The 11,669-nt window shown below is 72.9% G+C and carries 10 protein-coding genes; 7 read left to right on the top strand and 3 right to left on the bottom strand.

Translation table 11 applies throughout. The features are described 5' to 3' along the window. Positions 1 to 43 precede the first annotated feature (43 nt). From ABGB17_RS13890 to dapB, 6 genes are all read left to right on the top strand, one after another. Positions 44 to 1,147, top strand: a complete 1,104-nt coding sequence (locus ABGB17_RS13890) for a pyridoxal-phosphate dependent enzyme (protein ID WP_347629251.1) — start codon at positions 44 to 46, stop codon at positions 1,145 to 1,147. A 150-nt stretch (positions 1,148 to 1,297) separates the two neighbouring features. Continuing rightward, positions 1,298 to 2,254, top strand: a complete 957-nt coding sequence (locus ABGB17_RS13885; RefSeq protein WP_347629249.1) for a bifunctional riboflavin kinase/FAD synthetase — start codon at positions 1,298 to 1,300, stop codon at positions 2,252 to 2,254. A gap of 174 nt (positions 2,255 to 2,428) precedes the next feature. After that, the gene (gene rpsO / locus ABGB17_RS13880; protein WP_347629247.1) at positions 2,429 to 2,698 is read left to right on the top strand and encodes a 30S ribosomal protein S15; all 270 of its coding nucleotides are present in this window, start codon (positions 2,429 to 2,431) and stop codon (positions 2,696 to 2,698) included. A gap of 415 nt (positions 2,699 to 3,113) precedes the next feature. Then, the gene (locus ABGB17_RS13875; protein WP_347629245.1) at positions 3,114 to 5,438 is read left to right on the top strand and encodes a polyribonucleotide nucleotidyltransferase; all 2,325 of its coding nucleotides are present in this window, start codon (positions 3,114 to 3,116) and stop codon (positions 5,436 to 5,438) included. Continuing rightward, entirely contained in the window at positions 5,438 to 6,745 is a 1,308-nt protein-coding gene (locus ABGB17_RS13870; RefSeq protein WP_347629374.1) for a pitrilysin family protein, read from the top strand. Before ABGB17_RS13875 ends, ABGB17_RS13870 begins: the two co-directional genes overlap by 1 nt. A gap of 63 nt (positions 6,746 to 6,808) precedes the next feature. Beyond that, positions 6,809 to 7,546 carry a 4-hydroxy-tetrahydrodipicolinate reductase gene (dapB, locus tag ABGB17_RS13865; RefSeq protein ID WP_347629243.1) on the top strand — a complete coding sequence of 246 codons (738 nt, stop codon included), beginning with the start codon at positions 6,809 to 6,811 and terminating at the stop codon, positions 7,544 to 7,546. Positions 7,547 to 7,549: 3 nt separating this feature from the next. Here dapB and ABGB17_RS13860 read toward each other — a convergent pair whose 3' ends face one another. From ABGB17_RS13860 to ABGB17_RS13850, 3 genes are all read right to left on the bottom strand, one after another. After that, complete coding sequence (locus ABGB17_RS13860; RefSeq protein WP_347629241.1) at positions 7,550 to 8,419, bottom strand: 1,4-dihydroxy-2-naphthoate polyprenyltransferase; 870 nt, start codon at positions 8,417 to 8,419, stop codon at positions 7,550 to 7,552. Positions 8,420 to 8,538: 119 nt separating this feature from the next. Beyond that, positions 8,539 to 9,159: a GNAT family N-acetyltransferase gene (locus ABGB17_RS13855; RefSeq protein WP_347629240.1), complete on the bottom strand. Its 621-nt coding sequence runs from the start codon at positions 9,157 to 9,159 to the stop codon at positions 8,539 to 8,541. A 130-nt stretch (positions 9,160 to 9,289) separates the two neighbouring features. Continuing rightward, positions 9,290 to 10,717 (bottom strand): PLP-dependent aminotransferase family protein, encoded by a 1,428-nt coding sequence (locus ABGB17_RS13850; protein WP_347629238.1) that lies wholly within the window; start codon positions 10,715 to 10,717, stop codon positions 9,290 to 9,292. Between ABGB17_RS13850 and ABGB17_RS13845 the strand changes: the two genes are divergently transcribed. Further along, positions 10,716 to 11,654 (top strand): DMT family transporter, encoded by a 939-nt coding sequence (locus ABGB17_RS13845; RefSeq protein ID WP_347629236.1) that lies wholly within the window; start codon positions 10,716 to 10,718, stop codon positions 11,652 to 11,654. The genes ABGB17_RS13850 and ABGB17_RS13845 overlap by 2 nt on opposite strands. Positions 11,655 to 11,669 lie beyond the last annotated feature (15 nt).

The following is an 11,669-nucleotide window of genomic DNA, read 5'->3' as shown; positions in this document are numbered from 1 at the left end:
TTAGGCTGATCACGTCCCCGCGGCTCCTGTGAGAGGCTCCCCGATGCGCGACGGCCTACCGGACTACATCTGCGCCTGCGGGCGGTCCTACCCGCCCGCCGCGGCACGCTGGCGGTGCGAGTGCGGCGGGCCGCTGGACCTCGCCCCGGTGCCGCTGACCTGGACGCCGGACCTCGACGACGACACCCTGTGGAGGTACGCCGGCGCGCTCGTCCTGCCCGACCTCGGCCTCACCCTCGGCGAGGGCCTGACGCCGCTGATCCGCGCCACGTCGGACGGCGAGCCCGGGCTGCTGCTCAAGGTCGAATACGCCTCCCCCACCGGCTCGTTCAAGGACCGCGGCGCGGTGATGCTCGTCACCCTCGCCCGGCTGCTCGGCGCCGGACGGGTGGTCGCCGACAGCAGTGGCAACGCGGGCACGGCCGTGGCGGCCTACGCCGCGAGAGCGGGCCTGCGGGCCGAGATCTTCGTACCGGAGGGCACCAGCGGCAAGAAGCTCCAGCAGATCAGGGGGCACGGCGCCGAGGTGACCGTGGTCCAGGGCTCCCGGGAGGACACCGCCGCCGCGGCCGCCGCCCGGGTCGAGGAGACCGGCGCCTTCTACGCCAGCCACGTGTACAACCCGTACTTCCACGACGGGGTCAAGACCTACGCGCTGGAGATCTTCGAGCGGCTCGGCGGTACGGCACCCGCCACGCTGGTGCTGCCGGCGGGCAACGGCACGCTGGTCATCGGCGCCTACCTGGGGTTCGCCGCGCTCCGCGACGCCGGGCTGGTGGAGCGCGTCCCCCGCATCGTCGCCGTGCAGGCCGAGCGCTGCGCCCCGGTGGCGGCGGCGTACGCGGCGGGCGAGCGCGAGGTGCGCCCGGTGCGGCCCGGCCCCACGGTCGCGGAGGGCATCGCGATCGCCGCCCCCGTGCGCGGCCCGCGCGTGCTGGAGATCGTCCGGGAGACCGGCGGCGCCGTGGTGACCGTGACGGAGGACGAGATCGCCGCCGCCCACGCCGCCCTGGCCGCGCGTGGCCTGTGGGTGGAGCCCACCGGCGCGGTCGCCTACGCCGCCGCCCGCCGTCCCCTCCCGGGCGCCGCTCCCGGCGAGACCGTCGTCGCCCCGCTGTGCGGCTCCGGCCTCAAGGCGTCCCTGTGAGCGCCACCGGGTGACGCCGCGCCGGGCACGTCCCCATGACCGGCCGCGCGGGCCGCTCGGCTACCCTCGTGCCGGGGGCGCATCGAACCCGGCGCTCATGGCAGTCTTGGGGGCAGCGAGCGCGGCCGTCAGCACAGGAACGAGGTCGAGGTGCAGGGTTGGCACGGACTCGACGACGTGCCCGGGGACTGGGGCAGGTCCGTCGTCACGATCGGGGTGTTCGACGGTGTGCACCGCGGTCACCAGCGGATGGTCGAGCGCGCGGTCGCCATGGCGCGGCGCATCGGCGTGCCCTCGGTGGTGATCACCTTTGATCCGCATCCGGACGAGGTGGTCCGCCCCGGCACGCACCCGCCGCGGCTGACCACCGCCCGGCACCGCACCGAGCTGCTCGGCGCCCTCGGCGTGGACGCGGTGTGCGTGCTGCCGTTCACGCTGGAGTTCTCCCGCATGACCCCCGACGAGTTCGTGCAGGCCGTCCTGGTGGACCGCCTGCACGCCGCGGGCGTCGTGGTGGGGGAGAACTTCCGCTTCGGCCACAAGGCCGCGGGCAACGTCGACACCCTGCGCGAGCTCGGCGAGAAGTACGACTTCGTGGCCGAGGCGGTGCCCCTGGTCAGCGACGGCGAGGCGATCTCCTCCAGCCACGTCCGCGAGCTGCTCGCCGCGGGCGACGTCGCGGAGGCCGCCGACGCACTCGGCCGCCCGCACCGGGTGGAGGGCGTGGTGGTGCGCGGCCACCAGCGGGGCCGGGCCCTGCTCGGGTACCCGACGGCCAACGTCGAGTCGCCCCCGTTCACCGCCATCCCCGCCGACGGCGTCTACTCCGGGTGGCTGGAGTGCACCCAGTCCCCCTCGCCGTACGAGGGGGAGCGGTGGCCCGCGGCGATCTCCATCGGCACCAACCCGACCTTCGAGGGCGTCGAGCGCACCGTCGAGGCGTACGCCCTGGACCGCGACGACCTCGACCTGTACGGCGTGCACGTCGTCGTGGACTTCGGCACGCGGCTGCGCGACACGGTCAAGTTCGACTCCATCGAGGCGCTGATCGAGCAGATGCACCGTGACGTCGCCGAGGCGCGCCGTCTCACCGGCGGGAACGCCTGATCGGCACCTGGGGCGCGGTGAGCGCGAAGCCCTCCGCGGCGGTGGTAGCCTGACGTGTCGGCCCGGTTCCGGCGCGCTGCGCGCTGCCCACTGGCCGGTCACGGCGACTGTAGGCACACACGGTCGTTCGTGGGAATCACGTCACGTGTGCCCGTAGCCACGAAAAGGAGAGCCGTGTCGCTCGACACCGCAGCCAAGAAGCAGATCATCGCCGAGTACGGTACCGGCGACGGGGACACCGGGTCCCCCGAGGTGCAGGTCGCCCTGCTGAGCAAGCGCATCAGTGAGCTCACCGAGCACCTGAAGACCCACAAGCACGACCACCACAGCCGCCGCGGGCTGCTGCTGCTCGTCGGCCGCCGGCGCCGCCTGCTCAAGTACCTGATGAGCAAGGACATCGCGCGCTACCGCAGCCTCATCGAGCGCCTCGGCCTGCGCCGATAGCACACGGCCGATAGTGTGAGAGGGAGTGGCAGAGCGCCACTCCCTCCCATATCAGGGCAAGGCCTCCCCGATAGGGACCGGGGGCGGACGGCGCGTCGTGACGCGTCCGGGCCCGCCGGTGAGCAGACTGGCCTACCAGACAACTGAACAGCCGAGTAAGTGGCCCGCGTCCGCACAGAACGACAAGCGTCCCCGTGACGCCTGCGGGCCGGTCCTCGGTAGTGGCTTCCGGATGTCGACGGCGTGCCGCCGCGACCCGGGTGCTTCGATCGAAGACCGGCGCTGCACATGACGGGGAGCCGGCACGGACGGACCCGGCCGAGCGCGGCGAGATCGCCGCTCGGCCCGGCGCGTGCCCCCAGCGAGTGTGATCAAGCGCACGGACGCGGGCGACCGACCGAAGAGGAGGTCCCCCGTGGAGGGTGTCCACAGCACAGAGGCCGTGATCGACAACGGCTCTTTCGGCACGCGTACCATCCGGTTCGAGACCGGGCGGCTCGCGCGCCAGGCGGCGGGAAGCTCCGTCGTCCACCTTGACGACGAGACGATGGTCCTGTCCGCCACCACCGCGTCCAAGCATCCTAAGGAAAGCTTGGACTTCTTCCCGCTCACCGTTGACGTCGAGGAGCGGATGTACGCCGCGGGCCGCATCCCCGGCTCGTTCTTCCGCCGTGAGGGCCGGCCGTCCGAGGACGCCATCCTCACCTGCCGCCTGATCGACCGCCCGCTGCGCCCGTCCTTCGTCAAGGGGCTGCGCAACGAGGTGCAGGTCGTGGCGACCATCATGGCGCTGCACCCCGACCACCTGTACGACGTGGTGGCCATCAACGCCGCCAGCCTGTCCACGCAGCTCGCGGGCCTGCCGTTCTCCGGCCCGATCGGCGGCGTGCGCGTCGCGCTGATCAGCGGCCAGTGGGTGGCGTTCCCGACGCACAGCGAGCTCGAGGGCGCGACGTTCGACATGGTCGTCGCCGGGCGGGTGCTCGAGGACGGCGACGTCGCGATCATGATGGTGGAGGCCGAGTCCACCCGCGACACGCTGAAGCTGGTCGCCGAGGGCGCGGTCGCGCCCACCGAGGAGACCGTGGCCGAGGGCCTCGAGGCCGCCAAGCCGTTCATCAAGGTTCTGGTCGAGGCGCAGAGCAAGATCGCTGAGGCCGCCGCCAAGGAGACCCAGCAGTTCCCGATCTTCCTGGACTACCAGGAGGACGCCTACGACGCCGTCGCCGGCGCCGTCAAGAGCGAGCTCGCCTCCGCCCTCACCATCGGGGGCAAGAAGGAGCGCGAGACCGAGCTGGACCGCGTCAAGGCCCTCGCCCTGGAGAAGGTCGGCCAGGACTTCGAGGGACGCGAGAAGGAGATCTCCGCGGCGTTCCGCAGCCTCACCAAGAAGCTCATGCGCGAGCGCGTGATCAGCGAGGGCGTGCGCATCGACGGCCGGGGCACCAAGGACATCCGCCAGCTCAGCGCCGAGGTGCACGTGGTGCCCCGGGTGCACGGGTCGGCCCTGTTCGAGCGCGGCGAGACGCAGATCCTCGGCATCACCACGCTCAACATGCTCCGCATGGAGCAGATGATCGACACGCTGAACCCCGAGCGCACCAAGCGCTACATGCACAACTACAACTTCCCGCCCTACTCCACCGGTGAGACCGGCCGCGTGGGTTCGCCGAAGCGCCGCGAGATCGGCCACGGCGCGCTCGCCGAGCGGGCGCTGATCCCGGTGCTGCCGAGCCGCGAGGAGTTCCCGTACGCCATCCGCCAGGTGTCGGAGGCCCTCGGGTCCAACGGCTCCACCAGCATGGGCTCGGTCTGCGCCTCCACCATGGCGTTGCTGGACGCCGGTGTGCCGCTCAAGGAGATGGTCGCGGGCATCGCGATGGGCCTGATCGGCGAGGGCGACCAGTACGTCACCCTGACCGACATCCTCGGCGCCGAGGACGCCATGGGCGACATGGACTTCAAGGTCGCCGGCACCCGTGAGGTCATCACGGCGCTCCAGCTCGACACCAAGCTGGACGGCATCCCGGCGACGGTGCTCGCCGCGGCGCTCAAGCAGGCCAGGGCGGCGCGGCTCGCCATCCTGGACGTCATGCGTGAGGCCATCGACTCCCCGGCGGAGATGAACCCGACCGCGCCGCGCATCATCACGATCAAGGTGCCGGTCGACAAGATCGGCGAGGTCATCGGCCCCAAGGGCAAGATGATCAACCAGATCCAGGACGACACCGGCGCCGAGATCACGATCGAGGACGACGGCACGATCTACATCGGCGCGACCGACGGCCCGTCCGCCGAGGCGGCGCGCAGCACGATCAACTCGATCGCCAACCCGCACATGCCGGAGATCGGCGAGCGCTACCTCGGCACGGTCGTCAAGATCGCGGCGTTCGGCGCGTTCGTCAGCCTGCTGCCCGGCAAGGACGGCCTGCTGCACGTCTCGCAGATCCGCAAGCTGCACGGCGGCAAGCGCATCGAGAACGTCGAGGACGTCATGAACGTCGGCGACAAGATCCAGGTCGAGATCGCCGAGATCGACGCCCGGGGCAAGTTGTCCCTGGTGCCGGTCGAGGTCATCGAGAAGGAGAACGCCGCCAAGGCCGAGTCCGGTGCCGACGAGGGCGGCGACGGCGACGCCGAGCCGCGCGAGGAGCGCGCCGAGCGGCCCGACCGCGGCGAGCGGGGCGACCGGCCGCGCCGTACCCGTACCCGCGGCGGACGGGACGACCGCAACTCGTGATCACCACCACTCTGCACCCCGGCAAGGACGGTGCGGGCGTCGTGCGCCGCACCGTCCTTCCCGGCGGACTCCGCGTGGTGACCGAGACCATGCCGACCGTGCGTTCCGTGGCGGTCGGCATGTGGGTCGGCATCGGGTCGCGCGACGAGGCGTCCGAGCACATGGGGGCCACCCACTTCCTGGAGCACCTGCTCTTCAAGGGCACCCCCACGCGGGACGCGCTGGAGATCTCCGCCGCCATCGAGGGCATCGGCGGCGAGATCAACGCGTTCACCGCCAAGGAGTACACCTGCTACTACGCGCGGGTGCTCGACGAGGACCTGCCGCTCGCCATCGACGTGCTGTCCGACGTGGTGACCTCGTCGCTGGTGGCCGCCGAGGACGTCGAGTCCGAGCGCGGGGTGATCCTCGAAGAGATCGCCATGCACGACGACGACCCCTCCGACGTCGTGCACGAGCAGTTCTCCGCCGTGCTGTACGGCGACGCGCCGCTCGGGCGGCCCATCCTGGGTTCGGCCGAGTCGATCCAGGCGCTGTCGCGCGACCGCATCGCCGAGTACTACCAGCGCTACTACCTGCCGCCGTACACCGTGGTGTCGGTGTGCGGCAACATCACCCACGAGCGGGTGGTGGAGCAGGTCGTGGCGGCCTACGAGCGCGCGGGGGCCCTCGGCGGGCCCGCCGATCCCCAGCCGCCCCGGCTGACCGGCCCCGGCGCCGCGCCCCGCTCCGGGGTGCGTGTGGTGGACCGGCCGACCGAGCAGGCCAACCTCGTGCTCGGCACCACCGGCCTGTCCCGCACCGACGACCGGCGCTTCGCCCTCGGCGTGCTGAACGCCGCGCTCGGCGGGGGCATGTCGTCCCGGCTGTTCCAGGAGATCCGCGAGAAGCGGGGCCTGGCGTACTCGGCGTACAGCTACACCGCGCAGTACGCCGACACCGGCCAGTTCGGCGTGTACGTCGGCTGCCTGCCCGGCAAGATCGACGATGTGCTGAAGATCTGCCGCGAGGAGCTGGACCGCGTCGTCGCCGACCGCCTCACCGACGAGGAGATCGCGCGCGGCAAGGGCCAGATGCGCGGTGGTCTCGTGCTCGGCCTGGAGGACACCGGGTCGCGCATGTCGCGCATCGGCAAGAGCGAGCTGGTGTACGACACGCTGATGCCGGTGGACGAGGTCCTCGCCCGGATCGACGCGGTCACCCCCGAGGAGATCGACGCCGTGGCCCGCGAGATCCTCACCCAGCCGATGAGCCTCGCCGTGATCGGCCCGTACGCGGACAAGGACTTCTCCTCGCACATCGCCTGATCCTTCGCGTACGCGCCCGGTCACGGTCCTTGCGACCCGTGGCCGGGCGCTACGCTATGGGGCGTGATCAGGGTAGGAGTGCTGGGCGCCAAGGGGCGCGTGGGTGTCGAGGTGTGCAAGGCCGTGCACGCGGCCGAGGACATGCGGCTCGTGGCGGCGGTCGACGCCGGCGACGCCATCGAGGAGCTGTCCGCGGCCGAGGTGGTGGTCGACTTCACCCACCCCGACGTCGTCATGGACAACCTCAAGTGGTGCATCGAGCACGGCGTGCATCCCGTCGTCGGCACCACCGGGTTCGACGCCGCCCGCCTGGACGTCGTGCGGGGCTGGCTCGCGGGCAACCCCGGGGTCAACGCCCTGATCGCCCCGAACTTCGGCATCGCCGCCGTGCTGATGATGCACTTCGCGCAGCAGGCGGCCCGGTTCTTCGACTCGGTCGAGATCATCGAGCTGCACCACCCGAACAAGGCCGACGCGCCTTCGGGCACCGCCCGCCGTACCGCCGAGCTGGTCGCCGAGGCCCGCCGCAAGGCCGGCATGCCCGCCATGCCCGACGCCACCACGTCCGAGCTGCCCGGCGCCCGCGGCGCGGACGTCGAGGGCGTCCGGGTGCACGGCATCCGCCTGGCCGGGCTGATCGCCCACCAGGAGGTGCTGCTCGGCGGGGGCGGCGAGACCCTGACGATCCGCCACGACACCATGAACCGCGCGTCCTTCACCCCGGGCGTGCTGCTCGGCGTGCGCCGCGTCCGCGAGCTCCCCGGCCTCACCGTGGGCCTGGAGCACCTGCTGGACCTCTGAGGCTTACAGGGCCAGCCCGAGGGCCAGCAGCAGGCCGTAGACGAGCTGGACGCGGCCCGTCTGCCGCAGGGTGGTGACCAGCGCGAAGCCGGTGGCGCCACCCAGCACGGCCCGCACCGGGGGCACGGCCAGGGGGAGGGCCAGCAGGGCCAGGGCCGCGAAAGGCCGGGCCGGGACCAGCGCCACGGCCACCGCGAACGGCAGCAGCAGGCAGGCGGTGTACAGGACCCGGGTGCGGGCGTCGCCGAGCACCACGGCCAGGGTGCGCTTGCCCGCCGGGGTGTCCGTGGCGATGTCACGCAGGTTGTTGACCACCAGCAGCGCGCAGGCCAGCAGCCCCACCGGGACGGCGGCGGCCACCGGCAGCCACGGCAGCCGCTCCATCTGCACGTACGACGTGCCCGCCACCGCGACCAGCCCGAAGAACACGAACACCGAGATCTCCCCGAGCGCCCGGTACCCGTACGGCCGCGCCCCCCCGGTGTAGAACCACGCCGCCGCGATCGCCAGCCCCCCGACGGCCAGCAGCCACCACGCCCGCGTCACGACCACCAGCACCAGTCCCGCGACCGCGGCCGCCAGGAAACAGCCGGCCGCCGCCGTCAGCACCGCCCGCGGCGACGCCACCCGCGACCCCACCAGCCGGAGCGGCCCCACCCGCCCCTCGTCCGTCCCCCGGACCCCGTCGCTGTAGTCGTTGGCGTAGTTCACCCCGACCTGCAACAACAACGCCACCGAAAGCGCCAGCACCGCCCGCCACCACACCCCGTCCCCGTAGGAGACCGCCACCCCGGTGCCCACCGCGACCGGCACGACCGCCGCCGGCAACGTACGAGGCCGCGCCCCCGCGACCCACTGACCCGCTGTAGCCACCGATACCTCCCGATCCAGACCGCCCAGCAGGCTAGCCCATGACCCAGGGGGGCAGGACCCGGCCCCCGCCCGGCCGGGCGGCGCGTGAGCGGTTGACCGGCCCGGCCGTGCGTGGCGGGTCAGCTGATGTCGGTGGTGAGGCGGATCATGCGGATGGGGCGGCCGAGGTCGAGCACCCGCTCGGCCTCGTCGGGAGCCCAGCCGGCGGAGGCCAGGAAGCCGGGCATGGCCTGGTCCTCGGCGAAGATCCAGGTGACGACCGTGGAGAAGCCGTCCTCGCGCAGGTGGTCCACGGTGGCGTTGAGCAGGCGGCTGCCGTGGCCGCGGCGGGTGTGGCCGGGGTCCACCAGGAGGGTGAGCAACTCGGCGGTGGTCGAGGAGTCCAGGTCGGGGTCCTCGGCGGGGGAGTGGGAGGCCAGGCCGACGACGTACTGGCCCGGGGCGACGGGGTCGAGCCTCGGGAGGCCGAGGTCGTCGCCGGGGAGCGGGTCGGGGTCGAGGGAGCTGAGGGGGTCCAGGGTCTCGACGGCCACCAGCAGGCGGTGGCGCGGGGTCGGCGGGGCGACGACGGCCTCCTCCCACTGCTGACGCCACAGGGCCTCGGCGGAGGGCCCGGTCATCTGCTCCAGCGGGCCCTCGGGGAGGAAGCCGGCGTACCGGGACTTCCACGCGCGGATCTGGGTGGCGGTCACCGCCGGGACGTCCTCGCGTCGCGCGGCGCGTACCCCCACGTCTGCCATTTCGACGACCCCTTTTCCTTTCCGGTCCTGCCTTCCCCACCGTATCGGGATCGCGTGAGCGGGACCCACGCCTGGTCGGGGAAAACGCCACACGGATGCGGGCGCGCTCGGCCGATCGCCGAGGTGGTCCTCAGCGGGAAGCGGTCGTGGGGCGGGTGGTGACGCGGGCGTAGGCGGCGGCCAGGCGGCGGACGCCCTCCGCGAGTTCGCCGGTGTGGGCGGCGGCGGTGTGGGTGAGGCGCAGGTACGGGGCCGGGGGTTCGGCGGGGTGGTACATGGCGCCGGGGCCGACCAGCACGCCCTCCCGCTGGGCGCTCTCCACCAGGGCGGTCTCGTCGGTCTCGCCGGGCAGGCGCACCCACAGGTGCAGGCCGCCGGAGGGCAGCAGGCGTACCCGGGCGTCCGGCAGGTGGCGTTCCAGGGCGGCGGCCAGCGCGTCGCGGCGGGCGAGCAGCTCGGCCGCGATCGTCGCGCGGTGGCGGCGCCAGGCGGGGGAGGTGAGGAACTCCAGCGCGGTCTCCTGGAGGGGGCGGGGCACGAAGAACGACTCCACGAGCTGGGCGGCGCGCAGGCGGCGCGCCGCCGGGCCCCTGGCGGTCACCCCGGCGACCCGGAGGCTCGGGGCCGTGACCTTGCTCAGCGAGTTGACGTGCACGACGGTGCCGTGGGCGTCCCGGGAGATCAGGGACGGCGGGGTGGCGCCGACGGTGAGGTAGCGGGCGTAGTCGTCCTCGATGACGAAGGCGCCGGCCGCGCGGGCGACGGCGAGGACCTGCTCGCGGCGGGGGGCGGGCTGGGTGGCGCCTGTGGGGTTGTGCAGGGTGGGCTGGCAGTAGAAGACCCGGGCGCCGGTGACGGCGAACGCCTCGGCCAGCAGGTCGGGACGTACGCCTTGCTCGTCCACCGGTACCCCTGTCACGTGCAGCCCTGCCGCGCGGGCCGCCGCCAGGGCCCCCGGGTAGGTGGGGGTCTCCACCAGCATCGGCCGTCCCGGGCCGGCCAGTGCGCGGAAGGCGTGCGCGAGGGCGGCCTGGCCGCCGCTCACGACCAGCACGTCGGTCTGGGTGACGTCGCCGCCCGCCTCGGTGGCGAACCAGCGGCGCAGCTCGGCGATGCCGCCGAGCGGGGGCACGCCCCAGACGTCGGCGCGCCGCACCGCGCGGGCCGCGGCGCTCGTGAGGCCCTTCACGGGGCGCAGGTCCGGGTGCAGGTATCCGCTGGTGAGGGGGATCACTCCTTCCGGTGCCGGGCTGAGCAGCGTCGTCACCTCGGAGTCGCCGACCGCCCGGTCGCCGAGGGCCAGCGTCTGCCAGGAGAAGTCGGCCGTGTCGCCCGTGCCGCCGGGGGTGCTTCCCGCCACGAAGGCTCCGCTGCCCGGGCGGGTCACGACCTTGCCCTCCGCGGCCAGTGCCGCCAGTGCTCGTGAGACGGTGACCGGGCCCACGCCGTACCGGCGTGACACCTCCCGCATCGATGGCAGTCGTGCGCCGGCGCCCAGGCGGGCGGCCTCGTCCCGGAGGATCGCGGCGATCCGGGCGATACTGCTATCGTCATTCATGAAAGACAACGATAGCGCTATCCTCACATCTGAGATATCACTTCCCCGCCGGCAACCGGCCGCCGCCCGGAGCGAGCTGAGATGGGGGACGGCGCTGGCCGGGATCGGGGTTCTCTCGTTCTCGATGACGTTTCCCGCGACGGCGTTCGCGCTGCGGGGGTTCGATCCGTACTTCGTGGCGATCGGGCGAGGGGCGCTGGCGGTGGTCGCGGCGGTCGTGTGCCTGGTGGCGACCGGGGCGCCCGTGCTGCCGCCGTGGTCTCGCCTGGGGTCGTACGCGGTGACGGCCGTGTGCGTGGTGTTCGGTTTCCCGATGCTCAGCGCGCTGGCACTGGACGCGGGGGCCAGTGTGGCGCACAGCGCGGTCATCGTGGGGCTGCTGCCGCTGGCCACGGCCGTGTGCGCGGTGCTGCGGGCCGGTGAGCGGCCTCGGGTGCTGTTCTGGGTGTCGTGCGTGGGCGGGGCGCTGGCGGTCACCGTCTTCACGCTCAGCCGGGGCGGGGGGCGGTTCGCCGTGGCCGACCTGCTGCTGGTGGGGGCGCTGGTGTCCGCCGCGGTCGGCTACACGGAGGGTGCGCGGCTGGCCCGCGACACGCCCGGTCTCCGGGTGATCTCGTACGCCTTGGTGGTCGCCGCCCCGGTGACCATCCCGGTGACCGTGGGTCTCCTCCTGTTCGGCCACCAGTCGTTCTCCGTGCCCGCCTTCGGAGGCTTCCTCTACGTCGGCCTGATCTCCATGTTCCTCGGGTTCGTGCCCTGGTACGCCGGTCTCGCGCGCGGCGGTATCGCCCGCGCCGGCCAGACCCAGCTCCTCCAGCCCCTGCTCACCCTGATCTGGGCGTGGCTCCTGCTGTCGGAGTCCGTCGACGCCGCCACGGTCACCGCCGCCCTGGCCGTCCTGCTCTGCGTGGCGGCCACTCAGCGCACTCGCTCCTGACCAGCTCGCGGTTGA

The organism is Sphaerisporangium sp. B11E5 (assembly GCF_039871875.1).
GTDB lineage: Bacteria > Actinomycetota > Actinomycetes > Streptosporangiales > Streptosporangiaceae > Sphaerisporangium.
This window is presented reverse-complemented; position numbering and strand designations above follow the sequence as displayed.

Excerpts from the sequence above, each read along its gene's own strand:
- ABGB17_RS13890 (WP_347629251.1), top strand. The coding sequence starts at position 44 with ATGCGCGACGGCCTACCGGACTACATCTGCGCCTGCGGGCGGTCCTAC.
- ABGB17_RS13855 (WP_347629240.1), bottom strand. The coding sequence starts at position 9,159 with ATGGCAGACGTGGGGGTACGCGCCGCGCGACGCGAGGACGTCCCGGCG.
- ABGB17_RS13845 (WP_347629236.1), top strand. The coding sequence starts at position 10,716 with ATGAAAGACAACGATAGCGCTATCCTCACATCTGAGATATCACTTCCC.
- ABGB17_RS13850 (WP_347629238.1), bottom strand. The coding sequence starts at position 10,717 with ATGAATGACGATAGCAGTATCGCCCGGATCGCCGCGATCCTCCGGGAC.